Genomic DNA, 26,757 nt, shown 5'->3' with positions numbered 1-26,757 from the left:
TATGAATCATTTAGAAATTGAATTTAAAACCTTACTAACCAAAGAAGAGTACCATTCTCTAGAAGACTTTTTCAAGGACCAACCTCCTATCCGACAAACCAATCACTATATTGACACGCCCGACCAAGCTATCCGGAATCATCGGATGGCCTTGCGAATTCGTACCTTAGCTGATCGAGCTGAGCTAACCCTTAAAGTACCGCAAGATGCGGGACATTTTGAATACAATCAAGCCCTTACTTTTGAACAAGTAGAAGCCTTTCTCTCCAAGAAGAAACTCCCTCAAGGTGATATTGCCAGCTTTCTCACTGATTTAGACATTCCTCTAACTTCCTTAGATGTCTGGGGAAGTCTAGAAACAGAGAGACGGGAGAAAAGAATCCCTAAAGGATTATTAGCTTTTGACCGTAGTCGCTATAACTCTATCGAGGACTATGAGTTGGAGATGGAGGTAGATGACGCCTCAGATGAAACTTATTTTCACGAATTTCTCAAGGAAAAACAAATTGAATACAAGCCAGCAAAAAGTAAAGTAGCAAGATTGGCTCAAAGTTTGCTAAATAGCTGAAATTACTGAATTTTTTTGCTAAAATAAGTCTAGACAAAAATATCTAAATGAGGATCAAACACATGTCAGAAAAAAACAATATGAAGCTCTTCGCACTCAACTCCAACCAAGAAATTGCACAAAAAATTTCAGAAGTTGCTGGCATCCCACTCGGAAAGCTTTCTTCACGTCAATTCTCAGATGGTGAAATCCAAATTAATATCGAAGAAAGTGTGCGTGGATATGATATTTACATCATCCAATCTACTAGCTACCCTGTTAACAATCACTTGATGGAATTGTTAATCATGGTAGATGCTTGCCAACGAGCAAGTGCCCATACCGTTAACGTGGTCCTTCCATACTTTGGGTATGCTCGTCAAGACCGCACTGCTGCTCCTCGCGAACCAATTACAGCAAAATTGGTTGCCAACATGCTTGTCAAGGCAGGGGTAGACCGTGTTGTAACCCTTGATCTTCATGCGGTTCAAGTACAAGGCTTCTTCGATATCCCAGTAGACAACTTGTTCACGATTCCTCTATTTGCTGATCACTATATCAAACAAGGTTTAACCGGTTCAGATGTAGTGGTTGTCAGCCCTAAAAATTCTGGAGTGAAACGCGCCCGCAATCTTGCAGAATATCTAGATGCTCCAATTGCTATCATCGATTACGCCCAAGACGATTCCAGCCGTGACGAGGGCTACATCATCGGGGATGTTAAAGGTAAAAAAGCAATCCTAATCGATGATATTTTGAATACAGGAAAAACCTTCTCTGAGGCTGCAAAAATTGTCCAACGCGACGGCGCTACTGAGATTTATGCTGTTTCTAGTCACGGACTTTTCGTTAAGGGAGCTGCGGAATTACTAGACCAAGCACCGATTAAAGAAATTTTAGTTACAGACTCTGTAGCAACCAAAGAGCAAAAACCCCAAAATGTAAAATACATTACTGCAAGCGAATTGATTGGAGATGCCCTTGTACGTATCCAAGAGCGTAAACCAGTTAGTCCACTCTTTGCATACCACAAGAAATAAGGTGATGTCGTGATTTATTTTGACAATGCGGCAACCACTCCCCTAAGCCCAGGAGTAATCAAGGTGATGACAGAAACGATGGAAACCAGTTTCGGAAATCCCTCTAGTCTCCACTCCCATGGTCGTCAAGCGAAAAAGATTCTTAGAGACGCTAGGGAATGCGTTGCAACTTGTTTAAAGACCTCTAGTCAACAGATTATCTTCACATCTGGCGGGACCGAAAGCAATAACACTGTTATAAAGGGCTACTGTCTCAAACATAGACAGCAAGGGAAGCATATTATTACCACGGCTATTGAGCACCATGCCGTTCTAGAACCGATTGAGTACCTGGTTCAAGAATATGGATTTGAAGTAACCATCATTCAACCGGTCGATCAAAAAATTCGACCTGAAGATATTCGAGCTGCACTTCGTCCCGATACTATTTTAGTATCCACCATGTATGCCAACAACGAAACAGGCGATCTCTTACCCATCAAGGACATTTCTGACCTTTTAAAAGACCATCCTGCTGCTTTTCATGTCGATGCCGTTCAAGCCGTTGGTAAACTTGCTGTAGCCCCTGAAGAGCTGGGAATTGACTTTTTAACCGCATCCGCTCATAAATTTCATGGGCCTAAAGGCGTCGGCATCCTCTATGCTAGAAAGCCTGACTTTTTCAATCTCTTACACGGGGGTGACCAAGAAGACAAGCGTCGAGCTAGTACAGAGAACTTGATTTCAATTGCTGGAATGGCTCAAGCCCTCAAAGAAGCAACTGATCAGCTAGACGCAAATTATCAGTACATTCAGAGCTTATCTGAACGTATCCTAACAGGCCTAGAAGATTTAGATTTCTATCTGAATAGCACAGACTCCAAACTTCCTCATGTCTTAAACATCGGCTTCCCCGGTATCAGCAATGATATCTTACTGCTTCGTTTAGATATGGTGGGAATTTCAGTCTCAACTGGCTCTGCTTGTACTGCGGGGACTGTTCAGCCAAGTCATGTCCTTGCAGCTTATTATGGCGAAGATTCACCTCGCATGAAGGAATCTATTCGCATTAGTTTATCCGAATTCAATACGACTGCTGAAGTCGATACTTTTATAACAACTATTCACAAAATTTTAGGAGAATTACATGGCATTTGAAACATCTGTCTCATTACCAAACTGCGATTACACATACGCAATCCATCCAAATATTAAAAAATATACCCTACGCGACAATACCTTTGCACAAACAAAGGTTGGAAACTACGAATTAAATCGTTTGTTAGAAGCTATTCCAAATAGTGGAGATGGCTTTAAGTTAAAAATTATCATCAATAAGGATTTAACAGGATTTAAAATTAACATTACTGACAAGTCAGGCCTTCATTTGGTAAATATTTTTAAAAACCCAGAAAACAAGATTATCCAACAAAAATTCTACTTCCTCATGGACAGTTTAGTTGAACGTGAAATCTTTGAAAGGATTGAAAACTAATGACCAATGGTCCTGTAGTCCTCACCTATTTGGATGCATACCAAAAAGAACGTCAGGTTAGCTACGATAACATCGATCACTGTCTATTAGCCTTCTCAGGCTGTGTGACCATTCCAGATTCCTATCAGGTTGTTTCTGTTACCTACAAGGAGCATACCTTACCTTTCACTGGAAAAATCGGTGACTTTTATCGCTATCTGATTCAGTTCGATCAGAGTTTAAGAAATTCCAATTAACAAAGAAAACACCATTTTGGTGTTTTTTTAGTAGAAGATAGTTGCTTTTTTCACAAACTTTTTATAAAATAGATTTGAAAGGTTGTGATATTGTGAAACAAGATAAGACTAATCCAATTCCTCGTGCTACTGCCAAACGACTCTCCTTGTATTACCGCATTTTTAAACGCTTTAATGCAGAGAAAATCGAGCGAGCAAATTCAAAACAGATTGCTGAAGCCATCGGGATTGATTCCGCAACTGTTCGTCGAGACTTCTCCTACTTTGGAGAGCTTGGACGACGTGGTTTTGGTTATGATGTCAAAAAGTTAATGAACTTCTTTGCCGATCTCTTGAATGATAACTCCATCACCAATGTTGCTATCGTCGGGATTGGAAATATGGGGAGTGCCCTTCTTCACTATCGCTTCCATGAGCGAAATAAAATGAAAATTGTCATGGCATTTGATACGGATGATCATGAGTTAGTCGGCACTAAAAGTAAAGATGGTATTCCGATTCACGGCATCTCCTCACTAAAAGAAAAACTTGAGGGAAAAGTGATTCAAACAGCTATTTTAACCGTTCCAAGTGTAAAATCTCAAGAAGTTGCAGATTTACTAGTTGAAGCTGGTATCAAGGGAATCCTTAGCTTTTCTCCAGTCCACTTAACAGTTCCAAAAGATGTGGTAGTCCAATATGTCGACCTAACCAGTGAACTGCAAACCCTTCTCTACTTTATGCGCAAGAATTCATGATAAGCAAAGAGGCTGGGACAAAAGTCCTAGCCTCTCAATTGTCTTTGGATTATTGAGCAAGACGCAGTGGTTGAGTGGGCTCTACTACGCTGATTTTATCAGCTTTTACAGCCCTACTCAACTGTGCGGAGGTGGGACGACGAAATCGAATTCTAACGAATTACCGATTTCTGTCCCACTCTCTTTTTCTATACCAATAAATCTGTTTCTTCCCGATAGCTATAATAATCATCAGTTGAGACAATCAGATGGTCCAGAAAAACAATTCCTAGACAATTGCAGGCTTCAATCATTTGTTGGGTGACACCATCATCATTCTTGCTAGGATGAATGATACCGGACGGGTGGTTGTGAACCAAGATTATGGATGTCGCCATATGCTTGATGGCATAGTGCAAGATTTCCCTCGGTTCTGCAATGCTACGATTGACTGTTCCGATAAAGATCACTTGCTGATGGATAATTTGATTTTGGGTATTCAGATACAGGGCCAATAAATGTTCCTGTTTCTCATGGCCTATTTTTTGTTGCATCATTTTTGCCAGCTTCTGACTACTCATGATTTGTTCCGTTTCAATCACTTCCGAAGTCTGTATTCGTTTCCCTAGTTCAATAGCAGCTAACAGCTCAATGGCTTTAACTTTCCCAATTCCTGGAACTTCCTGTAACTCCTGAAAACTCATACTAGCCAGTTCTTTTAAACTCTTTAGTGAGCCCAGCAGGTCCTGAGCGATCTCGTAGACTGGTTTATTTTTGTTCCCCGTCCGTAATAAGATGGACAGCAATTCTTGATGACTGAGCTTATCAGGTCCTTCTGTTAGCAAACGTTCTCTAGGTAAGAGACCTGATTCTTGAAATACAATATGATACATAAAAAACCTCCTCAATTAATAATTCGCAATTGAGGAGGAAAAAGGACGATTCTGTATAAATTAAATTGGACAAACTACTTCTCTTAAGTTTTCAAGAATTCGAGTTTCTTCATTTGAGAAGTTAATTCTATAGCACTCTTGCACTTGTTCCAATGACGCAAGAAATTGACGAATTTCGTATCGAATTAAGTGTTCTTGATCATCAGGAAGGTTTTCAATGGTTTCGAAGACCTGTTCAACTTCGTAGATCCCCTTGGTAATGAGCCCTGTTTTGGGGAAATCATTGACCAGTAAGCCATAGAAGTTTCTTAACAAAGTATAGATATCTTCTGTGCGCATTCGGTTCCTCCAAGTTTCTTTCTATCACTCTTCTATTATAAAATAGAAAGCATGCAAAAATATGTCAGTCAGGTAACATTTTATGACTATCCTCTTACAAGTCGGCAGAAAATTAACAGAAAAAAAGGGGGCAAGGACCCCTTTTCAGATTAAAAAAAAAGTAATTTAAAAAACTTTCCTTAGGTGAGTACGGACGTCAGCGAACTTCGTAGAAGTTCCATGACTAATTATTGAGTCTCTTCGCTCTTTAATTTCTTGGCTCAGGCTAAAACAGTTCCCCAAACTGTTTTACTCTCAATAATTCCGAGTGCCTGAATTAACAGTGTTTCAGGAACTTTTCTCACAGCGGAAAGTTTTTCTTCTTCTTAAATGAGTAAAAATAAAAGTCATTTTTTGAAAATCATCCAGCTGTTTTATGTAAAATAACAATTTGTCTACATTCAAAAAAGAGGTCAAGGACCTCTCTTTTTAAGTTGATTATAATTGCATTTGATTATAAGATTTTGTGAAAGCTTCCAGTATATCTTTTGGTGCTTTTGAGTAATCTACTGAAGTTTCCAAAGTACCTTTTACAATCGTACGATAAGTTGCTGCGGCATCCTCACAGGTCACCAAGGTGATTTCATTAACCCCTTCACGATCTGCAATGACATCGACCCGATCTGGTGTAACTGTCTCAACAGAATTGATGACATAGGTATAGACCTTTTCCTTATCAGTGATATAGATTTTCATTCCAGCTTTGGCATGTTCTAATGGAGAAAAGAGCATTTCATTTGCCCCTGTCAAACCAAAGACATGGTGACTAGCCAAGGAGTAATTCCTTTCCCCCATAACCTGGTCCTCTTTCATGGTACCTGCCCCATAATAGAGTCCCACATTATCTAAGCCTTTAAAAATCGGAAGGTTCATCTTTAACTCAGGAATTGCTATCCCCCCAATAACAGGCAACTTCTGCGCCTGCCACTGGGCATTGATAACAGATTCTGTAGAAAGCGATTTGACTTCTTTAAAATCAAAGCTAGTCTTGGCATCTTTATTCTTATCGATGGTCTTTTTCGATACCTTGTTGACTTGATACTGATTGGTATGCCACACCATGATCATGTTCCGAATCGGAGCATTAAAGATCAAGGCAATAGACAAAAGGATTAGTAAGGTAGCAAAGATATTAATCAAGCGATTTCGTAAGCTTGTTTTCTTCTTTTTTCTTCTTGAAGCCATTATTTATCCTACCCTTCACTTTCAGTTTCAGTCTCTGACTCATCTTTTTCGTCAGCTTGAACAGTTGTAAAGGTTACGATTTGGGCATCTTGATCCAGACGCATCACTTTCACACCCATGGTCGAACGTCCAGTTTGAGAAATATTGGCGACGCTGGTACGAATCATGACACCTGTATTGGTGATAATCATCAAATCTTCATCTCCTTTGACAGTCATGAGACCGGCCAGAGGACCATTCTTATCAGCCACATTAGCAGTTTTAATCCCTTTACCACCACGTCCTTTTGTTGGATACTCATCTGCACGCGTGCGTTTACCGTATCCCTTTTCAGTGATGATCAATACTTCATCTTGATCTGTAATCACACTTGCACCGACCACTTGATCGCCTGGGCGAAGGTTGACACCTCGAACACCAGTTGCCGAGCGACCCATGTTCCGTACAACAGACTCTTTGAAGCGAACAGAATAACCAAATTTGGTCCCGATGATTACGTCCGTATTTCCATCGGTTAGGAAGACGTTAATCAGCTCATCCTCGTCTTTAAGGTTAAGAGCTTTCAAGCCATTTTGACGAATATTGGCAAACTCAGCTACACTGGTCCGTTTCACCAAACCTGAACGGGTTGTAAAGAAGAGATAAGCGTCTTCGCTACGATCCTGAGCGACGTTAATAATGGTCTGAATGGACTCTCCGTCATCTAACTTGAGCAAGTTGACAATTGGAAGTCCCTTAGCTGTACGGCCGTATTCAGGGATTTCATAGCCTTTCAGACGGTAAACCCGTCCCTTATTGGTAAAGAAGAGCAAACGATCATGTGTGCTGGTAGAAACCAATTCACGAACAAAGTCATCATCTTTGACCCCTGTACCTTGAACACCACGTCCCCCACGTTTTTGAGCAGTAAATTCATCTTGATCCAATCGTTTGATGTAACCTTTGTTAGAGAGAGTGATCAAAACATTGCTTTCTTCGATCAAATCTTCGTCTTCTAGTGATAGAACTTCTCCTACCATCAATTCTGTCCGACGTGGATCTCCAAACTTCCGTTTGACCTCGTCCAATTCTTCCTTGATAATCGCAACTACACGCTCTGGCTTGGCTAAAATATCAGCAAGGTCAGCAATCAAGGCAACGAGATCATCGTATTCGCTTTGAATCTTGTCACGTTCCAAACCAGTCAAACGACGAAGACGCATATCCAAGATAGCTTGGCTTTGACGCTCAGAAAGCTTGAACTTACTCATCAATTCTGCTTGTGCTTCTGCATCTGTCTGGCTATTACGGATGATTTTAATCACTTCATCGATGTGATCAAGAGCGATTAAGAGACCTTCCAAGATATGGGCACGAGCTTCCGCCTTCTCTTTATCAAAGATGGTCCGACGAGTCACCACTTCTTTTTGGTGCTCAATATAAGATCCTAAAATCTCACGAAGAGAGAGAATCTTAGGGACACCATTTTGGATAGCCAACATGTTGAAACCAAAGTTGGTTTGCATTTGGGTCATCTTGAAGAGGTTGTTTAAGATAACATTAGCTGAGGCATCACGGCGCACTTCGATGACGAAACGAACCCCTTCCCGGTTAGACTCATCCCGAACTGCTGTAATCCCATCGATTCGTTTTTCTTGAACCAAACGAACGATATGCTCATGCACTTTGGTCTTGTTGACCATATAAGGAAATTCTGTAACGACAATGCGTTCACGCCCTGTCTTAGTCTCTTCAATTTCCGTCCGAGACCGTAAGACAATTGAGCCTTTTCCTGTTTCATAGGCCTTATGAATACCTGATTTGCCCATGACCAAGGCCCCTGTTGGGAAATCTGGTCCAGGAAGGACTTCCATCAGCTCACGTGTGGTCACATCAGGATTGTCCATCATTAGCTTGACAGCATCAATAGACTCACCGAGGTTGTGTGGAGGGATATTTGTCGCCATCCCTACCGCAATCCCTGTCGCTCCATTGACTAACAAGTTAGGGAAGCGAGCTGGAAGGACGTTTGGTTCGCGTTCACTGGCATCGTAGTTATCCGTGAAATCAACTGTATTCTTGTTGATATCCCGAAGCATTTCAAGAGCAATCTTGCTCATACGAGCTTCTGTATACCGTTGGGCCGCGGCTCCATCACCGTCCATAGAACCAAAGTTCCCATGCCCATCTACAAGCATGTAACGATAGCTCCACCATTGAGCCATCCGAACCATAGCCTCATAAATAGAAGAGTCCCCGTGTGGATGGTATTTACCCATAACATCCCCAGTAATACGGGCAGATTTCTTATGTGGTTTATCTGGTGTAACTCCAAGTTCATTCATTCCATAAAGGATCCGACGATGAACTGGCTTTAAACCATCTCGCACGTCAGGAAGAGCCCGAGACACGATAACACTCATAGCGTAATCGATGAAACTGGTCTTCATTTCCGATGTTAAGTTAACATCAACTAAGTTATTATCCTGCATTAAAACAATGCCTCTCTTTAATTAATTCACCATACTATTATAACACATTTAGGACTTTTTTTCTCCTTCGGAACACAAGAGTAAAAACGTTTACATCGTTAAAATTAGGCGTAAAACCGTGACAAAGAAAAGTAAAAGTGGTAGAATAAATGCGAATGGGGAAACCCCAAAAAATAGAAGGAGACGTTTAGAATAATGACATTAACTAAACAACATAAAAAAGTTATCCTTGTTGGTGACGGCGCTGTAGGTTCATCTTATGCTTTCGCACTTGTTACTCAAGGTATCGCACAAGAATTAGGTATCATTGAAATTCCTCAATTGTTTGAAAAAGCGGTTGGTGATGCTGAAGACCTTAGCCACGCACTTGCCTTCACTTCTCCTAAGAAGATTTATGCTGCTAAGTACGAAGACTGTGCGGATGCTGACCTCGTTGTTATTACTGCGGGTGCTCCTCAAAAACCAGGTGAAACTCGTCTTGACCTTGTTGGTAAAAACCTTGCCATCAACAAATCAATCGTTGAGCAAGTTGTTGCTTCAGGATTTAACGGTATCTTCCTTGTAGCTGCTAACCCAGTTGACGTCTTGACATACTCTACTTGGAAATTCTCAGGTTTCCCTAAAGAACGAGTTATCGGTTCAGGTACTTCTCTTGACTCAGCTCGTTTCCGTCAAGCACTTGCTGAAAAAATTGGTGTTGACGCTCGTTCAGTTCATGCCTACATCATGGGTGAACACGGTGACTCAGAGTTCGCTGTTTGGTCACATGCCAACGTTGCCGGTGTGAAATTGGAACAATGGTTGCAAGCAAACCGTGACTTGAACGAAGCTGACCTTGTAGATCTCTTCATCTCTGTCCGTGATGCTGCTTACTCAATCATCAACAAAAAAGGGGCTACTTACTACGGTATCGCCGTTGCCCTTGCTCGTATTACTCGTGCCATCCTTGATGATGAAAATGCTGTACTTCCACTTTCAGTCTTCCAAGAAGGACAATACGGAGTTGAGAACGTCTTTATCGGTCAACCAGCGATTGTTGGTGCGCACGGTATCGTTCGTCCAGTAAACATCCCATTGAACGACGCTGAAACACAAAAAATGCAAGCATCTGCAAAAGAATTACAAGCAATTATCGATGAAGCATGGAAGAACCCAGAATTCCAAGCAGCTTCTAAAAACTAAACAAAACATTAAACACCATGTCTTAGGACATGGTGTTTTCTTGATCTCATTATAATGAAATCCTAGAGAGCCCTGAGAGCCCAATCCTGCTCTTAAAAACTCAATGCTATCTTCTTCATCCAAAAATAAAAAAAGAGAGCCACAAGGCTCTCCTATTGTCATCCACCCTGAGAGAATCGAACTCCCATCTCAAGAACCGGAATCTTACGTGATATCCATTACACTAAGGGTGGCAACTATGATAGTATATCAAAAAATCGATCATTTTACAAGTAAAAAAAGCTTGCCAAAGCAAGCTTTTTATGTTGATTACAATTCAATATCACCAAACAAGTCAGCCATTGAGAATCCAGTTTGAGTTTCTGGAAGTTCAAAGTCACGTTTTTCTTGTTTTGGACGACGTGGACGTTGTTGACGTTTTTCTTGTTTTTCGCCTTCTTCTTGAGCTGGACGTTCTTCAAGAGCTTTGATAGAAAGTGATACACGTTCATCAGCAGCATTTACTTCAAGAACTTTAACAGTTACTTCTTGTCCAACTTTAAGAACATCTTTTGGATTTTCAACACGTTTGTGTGAAATTTGTGAGATGTGTACAAGTCCATCGATACCTGGCAATACTTCAACGAATGCACCGAAGTCAGTTAAACGTTTAACAGTACCTTCGATAACATCACCAGCAGCCAATTTTTGTTCTACGCCATCCCATGGTCCAGGTGTTGTAGCTTTCAATGAAAGTGATACGCGACCTTCTTCTTCGTTCAAGTCAAGGACTTTCACTTCGATTTCTTCACCAACAGTTACAACTGATTTAGGTGAAACGTTGCGTTCGTGTGACAATTCAGTCAAGTGAACCAATCCATCAACACCACCAAGGTCGATGAAAGCACCGAAGCTAGTGATACGAGCAACTTTACCAGTTACAACGTCACCAACGTTCAATTTACCAAATACTTCAGCGCGAGCTGCAGCTGATGCAGCTTCAACAACTTCACGACGAGAAAGGATGAAGCGGTTTTCTTTTGCGTCAACTTCTTTGATTTTAGCATCAAATTCTTGACCTACGAAACGTTCAGTGTTACGTACAAAACGAGTATCAAGCATTGAAGCTGGAATAAATCCACGAAGTCCTTCAAATTCTACTGAAAGTCCGCCCTTAACAGCGCGAGTTCCTTTAACAGTAACAACTTCTTCTTCACGTCCGACCAATTTGTCCCATGCTTTGCGAGCTTCCAAACGTTTTTTAGATACAAGGTAAGTTACTGTATCAGTATCTTTACCAACTACTTGACGAAGAACAAGCAATTCAAGTGTTTCACCTGGTTTAACCAAGTCATTGATGTCAGCATCACGATCGTTTGTCAATTCGCGAAGAGTCAAGACACCTTCGACACCAGTTCCAGAGATTGCAACGTTAGCTTGTGTAGCGTCAACTGTCAAAACTTCAGCAGTAACAACATCACCTGGCTCAACTTGGCTAACACTGTTTAGCAAATCTTCAAATTCATTCATCTAAAAAATCCTCCAACAATCAAGTTTTCTAAACTTGACATACTTATAATTATTTTTCCTAAGCAAGCACTCGCAACGAAATCAAAATGATCTACAACGACTTCTTCATATAAAGAAATAAAATACCTGAGTAGATATTTTACCACCTTATCTGATATTACCTAGAACTGGGGTAGCTGGATTCGAACCAACGCATGAGGGAGTCAAAGTCCCTTGCCTTACCGCTTGGCTATACCCCAAAAGTGAAATGGAGAGAGAGGGATTCGAACCCCCGAACCCGAAGGAGCGGATTTACAGTCCGCCGCGTTTAGCCTCTTCGCTATCTCTCCAAGCAAATCAACAGACACAATTATACCATTGATTTCATGAAAATGCAACCCCTTATTTGTTCAAATTGTAATTTTCGATGGCACTTTCCACTGCTTTTTCCAGTGATTTATAAAGACTTTCTACGGCTCCGTTTTTCACAAGAGCGAACTGAGCCCCCATATCAGCAATCTCAGCAATAGCCTTCTTCCCAATCGCTAATTGGTAGCCATCAAAGGTATCTTTTCCTACAACTACCTTGCTATCAGAGATTTGGATTTCGATTTTTTTATCTTTTTTACTCATTCTTCTACCTCATTTCAACCCCTTTATTTTACAAAATTTTTCACATGCTTGCAAGCCGAAAATGTTTCATGATTAAATTATTTTTATTTGCTAGTATCGCTTCCTAAGAAAAAAGAGGGAGTACTTCTCCCTCTGATCATTCCTTTAATCGTTTACTTTGAAAATCCATCCTTCTGGTGCTTCAATATCACCAAACTGGATGTCCGTTAATTCATCATACAGCTTGCGGGTAACCGGCCCTACTTCCGTTTCTGAATAGAAGACATGGAAGTCATCTCCGTGCTGAACTCCTCCGATTGGTGAAATAACTGCGGCAGTTCCACAAGCACCTGCTTCAACAAATCGGTCTAAGTTATCGATTGGGACATCCCCTTCGATTGGTGTCAAACCAAGACGGTGCTCTGCGAGATAGAGCAAGGAATACTTGGTAATGGATGGCAGAATAGATGGGCTAAGTGGCGTCACAAACTCATTATCAGCTGTGATCCCAAAGAAGTTAGCAGATCCCACTTCTTCAATCTTGGTGTGGGTTGCAGGATCCAAGTAGATCACGTCTGAGAAGTTTCGAGACTTAGCTAATTTACCAGGTAAGAGGCTAGCGGCATAGTTTCCACCGACTTTCGCTGCACCTGTCCCATGGGGAGCTGCCCGGTCATAGTCGTCTTGGATCAAGAAGTTGGTTGGAACCAAGCCACCCTTGAAGTAGTTTCCGACGGGCATAGCAAAGATCGTAAAGATGTATTCCTCTGCTGGCTTCACCCCAATGATATCTCCAACCCCAATCAACAATGGACGAAGATAGAGGGTTCCACCTGTTCCATATGGTGGGACATATTCTTCATTGGCACGCACTACTGCTTTACAAGCTTCAACAAACATATCCGTTGGAACTTGAGGCATCAAAAGACGATCTGCAGTCCGTTGAAGACGTTTGGCATTTTCATCGGGACGGAACAATTGAATACTGCCATTTTTTGTCCGGTAGGCTTTCAGACCTTCGAAAGCTTGCTGTCCATAGTGCAAACTTGGAGAAGATTCCGAAATATGAAGAGTGGCATCTTCGGATAGTTCTCCATTTTCCCAGGCACCATTACGATAATAGGCGATGTAGCGGTAAGGTAATTTCATATAAGAAAATCCAAGATTTTCCCAATCAAGTGATACTGTCATGTCAGTTTTCCTTCTTCCATTCAAGACTTGCTAAATAGCAAGAGCCACCACAAAGGATGACTTTATTCATGTACTCTATTTTACACCATTTCATGAGAATTTCAAGTGAAATTTGCAATTTTCAGAAAATTTATCGAGCAACAAGATTAGCCATAAACTGGCTAATTTTGTTTTTATTTAATTCTAGCAGTAAAGACTTCTTGATCAGAAATTTGATCGTTGACAAAAGAACCATTGCTAGTTCGTTCTGACAAGCTGAGTTGGGTAACATCCACTTCTGTCACCTGACCTGTTGTCGAGGTAATCTGAAGGATTTGATCCTGCTCTCCCACTTCTTCCTGGCTCGTAAAGAGATCAAAATCACCCTGGTCAGTGAAGACTGGACCTGCCTTGAAGATGCGGTGTGGTTTAGACTTCAGTTCACGCAGGACCTGTAGGCCACGTTTGGCCCGGCTGGTCACTGGAATATCATCCTGGGACATCCGTTTAAGACTGCCTCGCTGGGTCAGAATGTACATACTTGGTGTTGTAGACTTAAAGACGGCTACCACTTGATCCCCGTCTTTGAGGTTAATGGCTTTAACACCTGCTGCTTTGGCCCCTACGACAGGGACCTCTTCAATATTGAATCGGAGGCCATAACCATTCTTAGTAATGATCATGATGTCCTCGAGGACCACTGGTGCAACCGCTACGATACGGTCCTCTTGGTCCTTCAGTTTAGCGTACTTAGTTGATTTAGAACGATAAGTCCGCCATGGGCTCAATTCCTTGCGTTCAAAACGCTTGATTTGGCCCTGTTGGGTAGTTGCAAAGTAGGTCACTCCTTCAAACTGATCCACAATCTCCGCAAAAAGAATCTCTTCTTCTTGCTCGAAATTGGTCAAGGTCTGACTAAGGTGCTCCCCGATATCCTTCCACTTGGTATCTGCCAATTCATGAACAGGTCGATAGATGGCATTTCCCAAGTTGGTAAAGAGCAAAAGATGCTGGGTGGTCTTAGCAGCCTCTACGAAAATCAACTCATCGTCGTCCCGCTTACCGACTTCTTCCACTGTTGACGCATTGAAGGAACGAGGCGAGGTCCGTTTAATGTAACCCGCACGGGTCACGCTGACGAAGGTTTCCTCTTCAACGATCAGACTGGCTGTATCAATCTCAATCGTTTTAGCAGTGTCTTGCAACTCACTACGACGCGGATTGCCAAAAAGCTTCTTGACTTCACGCAATTCCTTCTTCATGAGGTTAAACATAGTCCGTTCATCCCCAATGATGGCTGCTAAGGTCGCGATTTGCTCCTTGAGACTAGCATGCTCTTCTTCCAAGGTCACGATATCCGTATTGGTCAAGCGGTACAATTGCAAGGTGACAATAGCTTCTGCTTGTTCTTCCGTGAAATCGTAGCTGACCTTGAGGTTTTCCTTAGCATCTGCCTTGTTATCAGAAGCTCTGATCAAGGCAATCACTTCATCAAGGATAGAAATGACGCGGATCAAGCCCTCTACGATGTGGAGGCGTCGTTCTGCCTTTTCCTTATCAAAGCGCGAGCGAGCGACAATGATGTCCCGACGGTGAGCAATGTAGCTAGAGAGAATCGGTACGATCCCAACCTGACGTGGTGTGTAGTTATCAATCGCCACCATATTGAAGTTGTAGTTGACCTGCAAGTCTGTGTACTTGAACAAGTAGTTCAAGATTAGATCAGCATTGGCATCTTTTTTCAACTCAATGGCAATACGAAGACCATCTCGGTCAGACTCATCCCGGACTTCCGCAATACCAGCCACCTTGTTGTTAACACGGACATCGTCGATTTTCTTGACCAAGACCGCCTTGTTGATCTCATATGGAATTTCGGTAATGACGATTTGCTGCTTGCCGCCTTTGAGTTGCTCGATTTCTGTCTTAGAACGAACAACCACCCGGCCCTTACCTGTTTCATAGGCTTTCTTGATCTCATCCCGTCCCTGGATAATGGCACCAGTTGGGAAATCAGGTCCAGGTAAAAACTCCATGAGTTTGTCTACCTTGGCAGATGGATGGTCGATCATGTAGACCACGGCATCGATGACTTCAGCAAGGTTGTGTGGTGGAATATCTGTCGCATAACCAGCTGAAATCCCTGTAGCACCATTGACCAAGAGGTTTGGAAAGGCTGCCGGCAAAACCGTTGGCTCTTTTTCTGTATCGTCAAAGTTCCAGGCAAATGGCACTGTGTTCTTTTCGATATCTTGCAAAAGATAGCCAGCAATTTCAGACAAACGAGCTTCAGTATAACGCATGGCCGCTGGCGGATCACCGTCCATGGAACCATTGTTTCCGTGCATTTCCACAAGGATCTCGCGGTTCTTCCAGTCTTGAGACATACGGACCATGGCATCATAGATAGAAGAATCCCCGTGAGGGTGGAAATTCCCCATGATATTCCCGACAGACTTGGCAGACTTGCGGTAGCCCTTGTCATGGGTATTGCCGTCCTTATTCATCGAATAAAGAATCCGCCGTTGGACGGGTTTCAAGCCATCCCGAATATCAGGAAGGGCCCGTTCTTGAATAATGTATTTGGAGTAGCGACCAAAGCGCTCTCCCATGATGTCCTCTAAGGACATATTTTGGATATTACTCATATAGGATACAAAGCCCGTAAAATACAAAGTGAAAATAGGAAATTCTTGCAGTGAGCCTACTCACAAGAGAATTTATCTTTTTCACACAGTATTTAGGGCGTGTTCAACTCCTTTCAAAGAATGTTGAGTAGATTTTTATAAAAGAAGGTGTTCAGTTACTACAAGTAACTAAACTATCCTTTCTGTAGTTTAAAATTATAATTTGTGTTCTTTATTTACTGAGTGATTAGGAAGTTTTTCCTTAGCATATCTCATCATCTTCTCAGCCACTTCCTGATCATAGGCAAATCCCATCTCTTGGGCTAAACTTTTAGCTTCCCGATCAAAAACATTCATGGTAGCAAATAAGGACTGGCTGACCTTCTCTATACTAGATAGATTTAGCAGAGCTGAGAACTCCTTCTCTTTCTCAGTTGGGAGATAGTGAAAGAGGTACTTGTAGTTCTTACCGATATTAACTGCTCCCTTATCACTTGCTAGCTGCCAAGCTAAGACCTTGAGGAGTTCTTGCTGGCAAATGCCATAGAGGTGATCAGTCGCATAGATGAGCTGATTTCTTCGAATGGCCTTGACGACATAAGCCGATACCCACCAAAATTCATTACAGGATGCAGCAAATTCTTCTTCGGTAGGCGGACAGGTCCAGTAACGCTTGGAATTAGGCTGATAGGCTTCAAACAAGCCTTTGTCGTCTTTTATAACTTCAAAATTTGCTTCGCTGTCCACCCACTCTTGGATATACTCCTTGGGGCAGAGGGTTAAATCAATACGATTCTCATCTTCAAAAAGCATGAGATACAGACGACGGTGTCCAAGGACATTGTGCTGTTCAATCAGACGCATTCCAAACTGGTCTAGCCAAGATAAATCAGATAACAAGTCGTTCAGATTCTCAACAATATAGACTACATCGTAATCTTGAAACTCGTCTTTGGATGCCTGAGGATTCGTTCGTGATCCGGATAAAGCAATTGCTTCTACTTCTAGAGTATCAGCTATTTGCAAAATCATATTCATCATTTCTGTATCAGTTCTCATCTTTCCCTCCTTCATCACTTAAAGATATTGGTTATATTTTAACAGGATAGAGCAGTAAACTATTGATCACTTCTGAATTTTCTATACAATCAACGACAAGATATTATTAAGGAAGTGTCCCGTAGCCTACTGATCTCGCTCAAAATGATAGAGATAAAGAGGAGGCAGATAGGAAACCAGAATCATCAAAATAAGGACTATGAATACGAACTGATGAATCTGAAATATCATTACCACACACAAGCCAAGAAGACCAATTAATAGGGGGCCTAAGATATAGGATAGGAAAATCAAAAGTCCCTTCCGCAGATTCTTCCTATAAACGAAACACAAACGAATCAGTGTGTAGACTAAGGCTCCTATTATCAAAGGAAAGCCAAATAAAAACATGATAAAGGTCGCCCCTAAAGCAGCGGATTCTGAGCCCTCTATATTAAAAATAAGCATCAAGATCATGAACAAAGTAAACACGATCGGTGCATAAAGTCCTAGTAAACTTTTTTTCCGATGATTCATAAAGAATGCAAAAATAGCTGAGGGCGATGAGACTAAGAGAATAAAACCTAAGTAAGTCCATATAATCGAATGTCCTGAACTATCCATCACTCGCACTCCTTAAAACGCGGTCGTTTCTTCCAGGGTAAACTTAACATTGTCTTCGATCCATTGTCGGCGAGGGGCTGCCTTGTCACCCATGAGGACTGAGACACGGCGTTCTGCACGCGCCAAATCATCAATCGTGACACGAATCAAGGTGCGGGTTTCTGGGTTCATGGTGGTTTCCCAAAGCTGGTCCGCATTCATCTCACCCAACCCTTTGTACCGTTGAAGGGTTGCTCCACGGCCAAAAGTTCGGCGTAGGTCTTCCAATTCATTGTCTGTCCAGGCATAAGCCACTTCTTCTTTCTTCCCTTTGCCCTTAGACATCTTGTAAAGAGGAGGCATGGCGATATAGACACGTCCTGCTTCGACCAAAGGTCGCATATAGCGATAGAAGAAAGTTAGGAGAAGGGTTTGAATGTGGGCCCCATCCGTATCCGCATCGGTCATGATGATAATCTTGTCATAGTTAGCATCTTCAATTGTAAAGTCAGCCCCAACTCCAGCACCGATGGTGTAGATCATGGTGTTGATTTCCTCGTTTTTGAGGATGTCACTCATATTGGCCTTTTCGGTATTAAGAACCTTCCCTCGAAGTGGAAGGATGGCTTGGAACTTACGGTCTCGACCTTGCTTAGCAGAACCACCGGCTGAGTCTCCTTCGACTAGATAGAGTTCGTTCTTGGCAGGATTCTTGGACTGGGCTGGGGTCAATTTACCAGACAAGAGCCCCTTATCCTTCTTGTTCTTCTTGCCATTTCGACTCTCATCCCGCGCCTTCCGAGCAGCTTCACGCGCATCCCGGGCCTTGATAGCCTTGCGTATCAGATTAGAAGCCAATTCCCCATTCTCCATGAGGAAGAAGGTCAACTTGTCAGCAACAATCCCGTCAACAACAGGTCGAGCAAGTGGACTTCCTAGCTTGTCCTTAGTCTGCCCTTCAAACTGCAAATGAGCTTCTGGCACCAAGATCGAAAGAACAGCAGACAAGCCTTCGCGATAGTCGGATCCTTCTAGGTTCTTGTCTTTTTCTTTGAGAAGTCCTGTCTTTCTTGCATAGTCGTTCATGGCCTTGGTAATAGCTGTCTTCAGTCCTGTCTCGTGGGTTCCCCCATCTTTAGTGCGGACATTATTAACGAAGGACAAGATGTTGTCAGAGTAGCCATCATTGTATTGGAGAGCAACTTCTACTTGGAAGCCTTCTGATTCCCCATTAAAGTAGAGAACGGGCGTCAAGGTTTCCTTATCTTCGTTCAAGTACTCAACGAAATCCTGGACCCCATTCTCGTAATGGAAGGCGACGTAGTTGTCTTCTTCCTTACGGAGATCTGTCAACGTCAGCGTCACATCCTTGAGCAAGAAAGCCGACTCCTTGATCCGTTCCGCAATGGTATTAAACTTGAAATCGGTCGTTGAGAAGATGGTTGGATCCGGCATGAAGGTAACCTTGGTCCCAGTCTTAGACTTAGGAGCCGTTCCTATCTTCTCAAGAGTGGTAACTGGTTTCCCACCATCTTCAAAGCGTTGCTTGTAGACTGCTCCATCACGGGTAATCTCAACCTCAAGCCAGCTAGAGAGGGCGTTTACGACCGAAGATCCCACTCCGTGGAGACCACCAGAGGTCTTATACCCCCCTTGACCAAACTTCCCTCCAGCGTGGAGGATCGTAAAGATGACCTCAACGGTTGGTTTACCCATGGCATGCATCCCTGTCGGCATCCCCCGACCTTGGTCCGCTACAGTTAGGGAACCGTCTTTGTTAATCGTAACGTCAATTTGAGAACCAAAACCAGATAGGGCTTCATCGACCGCATTGTCGACAATTTCCCAGACCAAATGGTGGAGACCATTTCCATCTGTCGATCCGATATACATCCCTGGACGTTTACGGACCGCATCCAACCCTTCTAGTACCTGAATGGCATCGTCATTATAATTATTAATGTTGATTTCCTTTTTAGACACAAGGAACCTCCTGTTTGTTCATCTTTTCTATATTACAGTTTTTTAGGAAATTTTGCAAAATTTTTCTTTCTTCTCCCCCTTTAACTAGGCTATTTAAGTGCGATTGATTCAAACCAACTATCCGATGTGACAAATCAGCTAGATATTTTCTTTTTCATTCAAAGCATTTTTGATATAATGAAACTATGATGAAAACAATTCTTTTACTCGTATTAGCATACTTATTAGGTTCTATCCCTTCTGGTTTGTGGATAGGAAAAGCCTTCTTTAACATCAATCTACGTGAACACGGTTCTGGAAATACAGGGACGACCAATACCTTCCGAATCCTAGGGACGAAGGCGGGTCTGGTTGTCTTTGCGGTTGATTTCCTCAAAGGAACCTTGGCTGTTTTATTGCCGACTATTTTTGGGGTTACAGGAATCTCGCCAATGATCTTTGGTCTTCTCGCTGTCCTTGGGCACACCTTCCCTATTTTTGCTAACTTTAAAGGAGGCAAGGCAGTCGCAACCAGTGCTGGGGTTCTCATTGGATTCTCTCCCGTTTTCCTCATCCTCTTAGCCATCTATTTCTTTGCTAGCCTCTATTTAACCAGCATGATTTCTTTTTCAAGTGTAACGGTTGCTATTCTGGCTAGTATCGGAGTTCTTTTCCTCCCATTGACTGGCTGGATCCTCCCAAGCTATGACCTTATTTTCACTCTTATTGTCCTCGCTTTGGCGACCTTGATCATCATCCGCCACAAGGACAATATCAAGCGCATCCTCAACAAGAATGAAAATATTATCTATTGGGGAAAAAACATCACCCATCAAAAACAAAAAGACTAGAGTCTAAACTCTAGTTTGAGAGCGTAAATAATCTGTTTTTCCTTACAAATCAAATAAATTCTATAAAAATAAAAAAATTCATTCGTTAGAATTATTCAATCATCTACTGAAACTTTCCGCCGTGAGAAAAGTGCTAGAAACAAAATTGTTTCTAGCACTCGGGAGTTTTGGAACCTAGGGTCCAAAACTAAGTCATGGAACTTCTTCGAAGTTCGCTGACGTCCGTACTCACCTAAGGAAAGTTTTTTAGATGACTTTGTCTACAATCTGAGACTAGAGTCTAAACTCTAGTTTTTTTATGTTTAAAAATAGAAGGGCTTTGGAAGAAAGCAAACAGGAGTCTCCCCCTCCACTTCTTCTATAACCTCACTTTCAAGAGTTTCTCTATTTCTTGATAAAGAATCTTTGTTGGCTGGTAGGCTTTGCTTTGTTGAGCAAGGATCTTTAGGTGCGACCAATCTTCCCGAGAAACCAATTCATTAAATAAGCGCAAAACTTCGGATTCCGTCTTTTTACGAGAGACCAATCCTATTTGGAATAACTCAGCCCGAACCGCATTGTCAAACTGGTCATAGTCCTGGGGCAATATCAGACTTGGAATCCCATGATCAATACAGCCCATCAGGATCCCTGCACCTGCATGATGAATGGCAAAGTCCATTTGATCCAGAACATCTGAATAAGGGAGGTAATCAAAGACCAGAAGATTTTCCGACAACATCCTGGGTGGATGTTCCAAACCACTAGGGTCGCCTAGGGTTACGTAAAAGACATAGTCAGGATATTCTTGGCTCAAAAGCTTTGCCAACTCCACCATCCGCTCTTTTTCCCATTTTAAATGAGTGCCGCAAGTGACGAGGACCCGCTTTTTAGAACTCGTAAAATGCTGCTTATGTTCTTGAGGAAGCCGATCAAAAGATAGACAGCGATAACCAACCCATTTAAGCTGGGATGGAAAATCATCTCGAAACTCCAACTCTTTCATGCCCAGAGCCAAGATTGAATAGGGAGAATAGATGGCTTCTGTCCCATCTTCACGGTACAATTTGAAATTCTCTAGGCTATCGAGATTCTTCTTAACCAGCGCAAGTCCAACTTTCTTTGCCAGACGGATGACTCGCCTACCCAGAGCATCTCTCCACTTGTAGAAGGTTCCCTGGTGCGGTTTCCAGCCACCTAGATAAGCAGGCGTTGTCGTTCGACTTTCAATCGCTACTGGACTTGGAATGGTCGTAATCCAGGGAATGCCCAAACGATCTGCTAAAACTCCAGCAGGAGCTGCTACAAAATCTGCAATAACCAAGTCAGGGCTTCCCTCAGAGTCCCAAATTCGATTTATTTCGTCAAAAACTTCAGGGACCAGTCTGCTATTGGCCATTAATTGTTGGTACATGATAAATAGATTTGCTTGCTTTGATGTATTGGCTATATCTTCCATCACTGTCGGACGATCAGGAAATAAGGCAAGACAGTCAAAACCAATCTGCTCAACCAATGCCTTTTTCTGAAAACCTGTAATGACACGGATCTGAAAACGCGGATCCTCCAGTAAGGGCTTTACCAGAGTCAAGGTTGGAAATAAATGGCCACTAAAGGGGACGCTAATTACATCGATTTTTATCACTTTTTCTAATCCAGTCATAGATGATTCCTTTCACATCTTCTCTGTATTCATAGCTATAATGATCCGTATCCACTTGAATATCCGCTGAATGGTGATCCAGGATACGTGAATAAGGATCTTTCTTTCCTTTGATGACCAGTAGTTCTAGCTCCTTTTGACGTAAGAGAAGCTGGGAAACCGGGCCAAGCGCTATCACGCGCAACCTTGGCAAGGATACCTCCTTCCCTACGCTTCTTAGCCACTGCGTCAGCATATTGACCCCTGAACTCTTACAAACAAGAACCACCTCCTGCGCTTCCAACAAGGGAGACAAGTGCTTCTGTAACAGTTTTTGGAAACCAGGGTTCAAAATCGTATGCCAATAGTAGATGATATTGGATGCAGAAGCCGACATTAGGGATACTTGAGGAAACTGTATATGTTCAAAATCTTGATTGAAGGGGAAATTACTCTCTACTACTCTATAGCCTGATGGACAAATCGCATGAAGGAGGTCTAGCTGCCCAGCTGTCAGCCCGGCACAAGTGACATCACTGCTCCCACTGAGAAAGAGAACCAAGCGATTAGAGTTTAGCATGGTCTGATCAAGAGATAAAGCAGACAAACGGTCTAGATAGGACTTCATCTTACTCATAACGAATTTTTCCATCCGTCACACGAATCTTCCGCCCCCGCCAATTAATCACAGGAGGAGTCATTAGAACACAGATAAACAGCCAAGGAAGCAGGAAATCATTCAGCACTTCGTAGGTGACTTCATCCAAGTGTAAGCGATTGGTTAGAATGCTTTGTCGATAGAGGAGCATCCAAACTGCCTTGAATACCAGTAAGCTTAAGGCTAGAAGAAGATAAGGCCACCCTAAAATAAGACTTAAGATCAAACCTGGAAGAGGCAGAAAACTCGGTAAACCTATGAGGCAAAAGACCTTCCAGTCCAGGTGTTCTTTGAGATAGATAGAGCTAAAGAGAAGCCAACGCTTCATCTGGAGCAGATATTGCTTGATGTCCTTGATAGTGGTTCGAACATTACAGGTGACCCGTGTTTGGATAATGGATACTCCTTTACTCCTTAAAAAATCGGCTACGGCTAAATCATCACATAGATAATCCTTAATCGCTGTGAAAAGCCCCTGGTCTTTTGCAAGTTCTACCGGTAGGATATAGAACATCCCGTTGATGGAGTGATTCGCCTCAACTTCTGCCATGGCAAAATAAGTAATAAAAGAATTGCCATTTACAAATGCTGCGACCAGCTTGGACCAGAAATTGCTTCTCTCCTGGTTATAAGGAATACCTGTCAGAATGACCTCTTGACCCAAATAGGCAGTCAGCTCCCCCATCTTAGAAAAATCGATCACACTATCATCGTCCAAAACAATCAGATAAGGCCGGGTCAGCTCCTCTACAACCTGCTCAATCTTGTAACTCTTGGGATTAATCCCTTGAGGGACGTCTTCAATGAGAAAGACTCGAATGCGTTGGGCAAAGGAAGCCTCTTGGCAAATCTGATCTGCTACTCGCTGGGCTTCTGTATCAGACTGGTCAATCAACCAGTAGAATTCCACTGCTTCTGTTTGCTGGAGATTGGCCCGCAAATCACTCTCTAAACGAGGATCTCCTGAGAGGATGGGTTGGACCACTGTAAAAAGCTCTTCTGGGAAGTCCGCAATATGAGCCTGACCTCTTTTATAATAAGTAAAGGACAGCAACCAACGGATGATAAATAAGAGAAGATAAGCAACAGCTAAAAATATAAATATAAATTTCATCAATTAAGTCCCTTTCGTAAATACCTGGCGAGGACACGAATGATCCACCTTTGGGGAAGCATGCTACCTAGCCAAACTAGCAAGCGATAGCGAAGCCCGATAATCGCATAGGAAGTATCCCTTTCTATAAATCGGATCAACTGCTGAGCGACTTTCTCAGGCTTCATCTGCAAGCGACCGCCACCCAATGCTTCTACTAGTTTGGGAGGAAAAATAGCTGTTTGAACTGGTCCAAGAATATAGAGATCTAGCTGAATCGGTGAATCTGATTGCTTCAGTTCCTCCTGAAGAGAAAGAGTGTAGGTCTGCAAGGCAGCCTTACTAGCACTGTAGGCTGCTAAATAGGGATGAGGAAAAAGAGCAGCCAGAGATGACAGCTGGACCAAGTGGATCTTCTGATTCTTCTTCACTAATTGCTTAATTAGTTGGACTGGAGCATGGTAATTGACTTGCCAGAGATTTTGCTCACTAGCTGAATCAAGGTCACTTCCACGGGAAAAATAGGCTAGTCCCGCACAATTGACAAGAAGATCTGCATCTAGGTCCTCTACAAAAGCTTCTAGAGACTTTTGATCTAGCATATCTAATATTACGGTTGACAGCTGCGCCTTGCTCCCAGTTAGTTCCTCTTGGACTTGGGAGAGTTTGTCTGGATCACGTCCTACTAAGACCAGATAATCCAGACTTCTTGCCAATTCTTTCGCTAGCTGACGGCCAATCCCCCCTGTAGCCCCTAAAATGATCGCTTTTTTCATTGTATCTTCCATCTTCATAGCACTAGTGTACCAAATTTCGATTAGATAGAAAACTCCTACTGCCATTCTCCAACCTTTAAGGTACAATCCAAACCTTAAAAAAATAGAATTTTCATTTTAAATTATTGAAGTATGGATTGAAATGGTTTATAATATCTTGAATTAACAAAAGAGAGGGTTTTTATGAAATTCTATTCCTACGACTATGTACTTAGTCAGATTAGCCAGCAAAATTGGGTTATGGTGATTATGTCCATTCTCTTAGTGTTGGTAACTGCTTTTTTTGTCTTTAAGGCATATAAGGATAAACGTGGAAGTAAGTTCCGTGAATTGTCTATTATTTCTGTCTTAATCTTAGTAGCCGTTGTTTTGATTGGCATTTCAAATTTTCAAAACAATCAGTCTAATGACAATCAATTCCGCTCTTCCCTACACTTTATCGAAGTTGTTTCAAAAGAATTAGGTGTAGATAAAGAAGATGTCTATGTCAATACTTCGGATACGACCGACGGAGCTATTATCAAGGTAGACAAGCAATTCTATCGTGCGATTAGCGGAACAGACCCAGATAGCTATTTAATTGAAAAAATGGACTTATATAAAACAGATGTAGAACTGGTGGAGGTTGAAAAATGATAAGCTTTTTTGCTACAATTGCAATTAAATTGGCCTGGGGGCTTCTTTCTCTTGTTTTTGTTATTAACGTAACAGGAAAAGGAAATTTAGCGCCAAGTTCTGCAGTAGACCAAATACAGAACTTTGTTCTCGGGGGTATTATCGGCGGGGTCATCTACAATAGCTCGATTACCATCCTTCAATATGTCGTCATCCTCATCATCTGGACGATTTTGATTCTGTCACTCAAATGGCTTAATACCAATGTTTACTTCATCAAACATCTGATTGACGGAAAACCAACTATTATCATAAAAAACGGAAAATTAGATCCAGAAGCTTGTCGCTCAAAAGGCCTTTCTGCTTCTGACGTCGCTCTTAAGTTGCGCTCTCAAGGGGTCTTCCAATTGAAAGAAGTCAAAAGAGCCGTCATCGAACAAAATGGCCAACTCATAATCGTTCGAATGGGAGATGAAAATCCCAAATACCCAATCATTACAGATGGTGTAGTCCAAGTAGAAATCTTAGAGACCATCGGTAAAACTGAAGAATGGCTTATGGCCGAACTGAATAAAAAAGGATTTGAAAATGTCGATGACATCTTTATCGCTGAGTACGACAAGGGTGAGATTAATGTCGTGACTTATTAAAGTTGGAAATCAGCTATTCGATAAAATAGACAAGTAAAAGGTCGTTACGAACTGTAACGACCTTTTTTCTATCTTTTAATAGTACTCCCCTTGGCGGTAGTTCCAAGAGTTGAAATGATCAGATAAGTGCATCATGATCTTGTCGATATCCAATCCCTTACGGATCACGACTGGGCAAGTATTGACAGAACGGCTACCTGCTCCTTGTTCTGGGATGAGTTTTCCTTCTGCATCAACCATCGAAACCATCACTCCTTGTTCATAACGCGTTTCAATGGTCTTGTCTGGTTGGATAGAGGCTACATAATCATCGGCTTCGATGACCAAGTCTACGGCACCTTCAATGCGCTCACCGATTCCTTCAACCTTACCACGGTTTCCTTTACCTGAAGGATTGGCTGAAGAGGCGTAAACCATCTTGCCTTCTTTTTCCCACATTTCTTTGGCGATTTGCTCACCAGCTTTACCAAATTTAATGACAAAACAGCTGGTTCCACGAACGTCTGTCATGAGTTCTTCGCGTCCATCTCCGAAGGCTTGTAATTTTGCATAAGCATCTTCACGCCAAGGAAGGATACAACCAAGCAAGATATCTTCATCCCAATGTTTTTGGTAGAAGGCTTCGATTTCAGGATTCAATTGAGCAAGGGCACGAAGTTCATCCATACTTCCGCAAAGAACAACACCTGGTTTGTTGCGGTTACGTTCTTTGGCTTCAAACTTGCGTTCCAAGCCAGCTTTGTCGCTAGTCATGATGATATAGCCGACTTTGGTAGGGCAGACGATACAGCCACCCTCTCCTTTAAGAATGTCAAATCCTTCTTGTGAAAGTGTTCCGTCCCATTGAATGTGTTTTGTCATAAATTTCGTC

At 42.2% G+C, this 26,757-nt stretch carries 25 protein-coding genes and 3 tRNA genes; 10 read left to right on the top strand and 18 right to left on the bottom strand.

The window, feature by feature from the left end:
* The first annotated feature begins 1 nt into the window (after window position 1).
* The 6 genes from ADH27_RS04200 to ADH27_RS04175 all read left to right on the top strand — a co-directional run bounded on the left by ADH27_RS04200 (window position 2) and on the right by ADH27_RS04175 (window position 4,034).
* Window positions 2-568 (top strand): CYTH domain-containing protein, encoded by a 567-nt coding sequence (locus ADH27_RS04200; RefSeq protein WP_048716258.1) that lies wholly within the window; start codon window positions 2-4, stop codon window positions 566-568.
* A 62-nt stretch (window positions 569-630) separates the two neighbouring features.
* Window positions 631-1,587: a ribose-phosphate diphosphokinase gene (locus tag ADH27_RS04195; RefSeq protein WP_048715937.1), complete on the top strand. Its 957-nt coding sequence runs from the start codon at window positions 631-633 to the stop codon at window positions 1,585-1,587.
* Window positions 1,588-1,596: 9 nt separating this feature from the next.
* On the top strand, window positions 1,597-2,724 hold the full coding sequence (locus ADH27_RS04190; RefSeq protein ID WP_048715935.1) for a cysteine desulfurase family protein: 1,128 nt from the start codon (window positions 1,597-1,599) through the stop codon (window positions 2,722-2,724).
* Window positions 2,714-3,061: a DUF1831 domain-containing protein gene (locus tag ADH27_RS04185; RefSeq protein ID WP_048715934.1), complete on the top strand. Its 348-nt coding sequence runs from the start codon at window positions 2,714-2,716 to the stop codon at window positions 3,059-3,061. The genes ADH27_RS04190 and ADH27_RS04185 overlap by 11 nt, the downstream gene beginning before the upstream one ends.
* Window positions 3,061-3,297 (top strand): DUF4649 family protein, encoded by a 237-nt coding sequence (locus tag ADH27_RS04180; RefSeq protein ID WP_048715932.1) that lies wholly within the window; start codon window positions 3,061-3,063, stop codon window positions 3,295-3,297. The genes ADH27_RS04185 and ADH27_RS04180 overlap by 1 nt, the downstream gene beginning before the upstream one ends.
* A 92-nt stretch (window positions 3,298-3,389) precedes the next feature.
* A complete protein-coding gene (locus tag ADH27_RS04175) occupies window positions 3,390-4,034 on the top strand; it encodes a redox-sensing transcriptional repressor Rex (protein WP_048716256.1) in 645 nt (214 codons plus the stop codon).
* A 188-nt stretch (window positions 4,035-4,222) separates the two neighbouring features.
* Here the strand turns inward: ADH27_RS04175 and radC are convergent, their stop codons facing one another.
* From radC to gyrA, 4 genes are all read right to left on the bottom strand, one after another.
* Entirely contained in the window at window positions 4,223-4,906 is a 684-nt protein-coding gene (gene radC / locus ADH27_RS04170; RefSeq protein WP_048715930.1) for a RadC family protein, read from the bottom strand.
* Window positions 4,907-4,966: 60 nt separating this feature from the next.
* On the bottom strand, window positions 4,967-5,245 hold the full coding sequence (locus ADH27_RS04165; RefSeq protein ID WP_048715928.1) for a hypothetical protein: 279 nt from the start codon (window positions 5,243-5,245) through the stop codon (window positions 4,967-4,969).
* A gap of 477 nt (window positions 5,246-5,722) precedes the next feature.
* Window positions 5,723-6,469, bottom strand: coding sequence for a class A sortase (locus tag ADH27_RS04160; protein ID WP_048715926.1), 747 nt, complete (start codon window positions 6,467-6,469; stop codon window positions 5,723-5,725).
* Between the two features lie 8 nt (window positions 6,470-6,477).
* A complete protein-coding gene (gene gyrA / locus ADH27_RS04155) occupies window positions 6,478-8,940 on the bottom strand; it encodes a DNA gyrase subunit A (RefSeq protein ID WP_048715924.1) in 2,463 nt (820 codons plus the stop codon).
* 195 nt (window positions 8,941-9,135) lie between these two features.
* On the opposite strand from gyrA, the gene ADH27_RS04150 reads away from it, so the two are divergent.
* Entirely contained in the window at window positions 9,136-10,122 is a 987-nt protein-coding gene (locus ADH27_RS04150) for an L-lactate dehydrogenase (protein ID WP_048715922.1), read from the top strand.
* Window positions 10,123-10,283: 161 nt separating this feature from the next.
* On the opposite strand, the gene ADH27_RS04145 is transcribed toward ADH27_RS04150, so the two are convergent.
* The 9 genes from ADH27_RS04145 to parE form a co-directional block, all read right to left on the bottom strand.
* Window positions 10,284-10,355, bottom strand: a tRNA-Arg gene (locus ADH27_RS04145).
* Between the two features lie 76 nt (window positions 10,356-10,431).
* On the bottom strand, window positions 10,432-11,631 hold the full coding sequence (rpsA, locus tag ADH27_RS04140) for a 30S ribosomal protein S1 (protein ID WP_006596419.1): 1,200 nt from the start codon (window positions 11,629-11,631) through the stop codon (window positions 10,432-10,434).
* Window positions 11,632-11,798: 167 nt separating this feature from the next.
* Window positions 11,799-11,870: transfer RNA gene (locus ADH27_RS04135), tRNA-Gln, on the bottom strand.
* A 9-nt stretch (window positions 11,871-11,879) separates the two neighbouring features.
* Window positions 11,880-11,960, bottom strand: a tRNA-Tyr gene (locus ADH27_RS04130).
* Window positions 11,961-12,012: 52 nt separating this feature from the next.
* The gene (locus ADH27_RS04125; protein WP_048715920.1) at window positions 12,013-12,243 is read right to left on the bottom strand and encodes a DUF2969 domain-containing protein; all 231 of its coding nucleotides are present in this window, start codon (window positions 12,241-12,243) and stop codon (window positions 12,013-12,015) included.
* Between the two features lie 144 nt (window positions 12,244-12,387).
* On the bottom strand, window positions 12,388-13,413 hold the full coding sequence (locus ADH27_RS04120; protein ID WP_048715918.1) for a branched-chain amino acid aminotransferase: 1,026 nt from the start codon (window positions 13,411-13,413) through the stop codon (window positions 12,388-12,390).
* A gap of 173 nt (window positions 13,414-13,586) precedes the next feature.
* Window positions 13,587-16,040: a DNA topoisomerase IV subunit A gene (gene parC / locus ADH27_RS04115; protein ID WP_048715916.1), complete on the bottom strand. Its 2,454-nt coding sequence runs from the start codon at window positions 16,038-16,040 to the stop codon at window positions 13,587-13,589.
* Window positions 16,041-16,235: 195 nt separating this feature from the next.
* Complete coding sequence (locus ADH27_RS04110) at window positions 16,236-17,078, bottom strand: aminoglycoside 6-adenylyltransferase (protein ID WP_048715914.1); 843 nt, start codon at window positions 17,076-17,078, stop codon at window positions 16,236-16,238.
* A 615-nt stretch (window positions 17,079-17,693) separates the two neighbouring features.
* Window positions 17,694-19,643: a DNA topoisomerase IV subunit B gene (parE, locus tag ADH27_RS04100; RefSeq protein WP_048715913.1), complete on the bottom strand. Its 1,950-nt coding sequence runs from the start codon at window positions 19,641-19,643 to the stop codon at window positions 17,694-17,696.
* Window positions 19,644-19,831: 188 nt separating this feature from the next.
* Between parE and plsY the strand changes: the two genes are divergently transcribed.
* Window positions 19,832-20,473 (top strand): glycerol-3-phosphate 1-O-acyltransferase PlsY, encoded by a 642-nt coding sequence (gene plsY, locus ADH27_RS04095; protein ID WP_193389720.1) that lies wholly within the window; start codon window positions 19,832-19,834, stop codon window positions 20,471-20,473.
* 358 nt (window positions 20,474-20,831) lie between these two features.
* Here plsY and ADH27_RS04090 read toward each other — a convergent pair whose 3' ends face one another.
* From ADH27_RS04090 to ADH27_RS04075, 4 genes are read right to left on the bottom strand one after another with little or no spacing between them, the layout of a single operon-like run.
* Window positions 20,832-22,115 carry a glycosyltransferase gene (locus ADH27_RS04090; protein WP_048715909.1) on the bottom strand — a complete coding sequence of 428 codons (1,284 nt, stop codon included), beginning with the start codon at window positions 22,113-22,115 and terminating at the stop codon, window positions 20,832-20,834.
* Window positions 22,075-22,731: a hypothetical protein gene (locus tag ADH27_RS04085; protein ID WP_048715906.1), complete on the bottom strand. Its 657-nt coding sequence runs from the start codon at window positions 22,729-22,731 to the stop codon at window positions 22,075-22,077. The genes ADH27_RS04090 and ADH27_RS04085 overlap by 41 nt, the downstream gene beginning before the upstream one ends.
* The gene (locus ADH27_RS04080) at window positions 22,724-23,866 is read right to left on the bottom strand and encodes a glycosyltransferase family 2 protein (protein ID WP_048715905.1); all 1,143 of its coding nucleotides are present in this window, start codon (window positions 23,864-23,866) and stop codon (window positions 22,724-22,726) included. Before ADH27_RS04080 ends, ADH27_RS04085 begins: the two co-directional genes overlap by 8 nt.
* Complete coding sequence (locus ADH27_RS04075; RefSeq protein ID WP_048716253.1) at window positions 23,866-24,639, bottom strand: SDR family NAD(P)-dependent oxidoreductase; 774 nt, start codon at window positions 24,637-24,639, stop codon at window positions 23,866-23,868. The genes ADH27_RS04080 and ADH27_RS04075 overlap by 1 nt, the downstream gene beginning before the upstream one ends.
* Window positions 24,640-24,804: 165 nt before the next feature.
* Between ADH27_RS04075 and ADH27_RS04070 the strand changes: the two genes are divergently transcribed.
* On the top strand, window positions 24,805-25,257 hold the full coding sequence (locus tag ADH27_RS04070; protein ID WP_048715903.1) for a DUF3290 family protein: 453 nt from the start codon (window positions 24,805-24,807) through the stop codon (window positions 25,255-25,257).
* Window positions 25,254-25,886 (top strand): DUF421 domain-containing protein, encoded by a 633-nt coding sequence (locus tag ADH27_RS04065; protein ID WP_048715901.1) that lies wholly within the window; start codon window positions 25,254-25,256, stop codon window positions 25,884-25,886. The genes ADH27_RS04070 and ADH27_RS04065 overlap by 4 nt, the downstream gene beginning before the upstream one ends.
* A gap of 75 nt (window positions 25,887-25,961) precedes the next feature.
* Here ADH27_RS04065 and ADH27_RS04060 read toward each other — a convergent pair whose 3' ends face one another.
* The gene (locus ADH27_RS04060; RefSeq protein ID WP_006596430.1) at window positions 25,962-26,747 is read right to left on the bottom strand and encodes an L-threonylcarbamoyladenylate synthase; all 786 of its coding nucleotides are present in this window, start codon (window positions 26,745-26,747) and stop codon (window positions 25,962-25,964) included.
* Between the last annotated feature and the right edge of the window lie 10 nt (window positions 26,748-26,757).

Origin of the sequence: Streptococcus sp. 343_SSPC (assembly GCF_001072385.1) — a bacterium.
GTDB lineage: Bacteria > Bacillota > Bacilli > Lactobacillales > Streptococcaceae > Streptococcus.
This window is presented reverse-complemented; position numbering and strand designations above follow the sequence as displayed.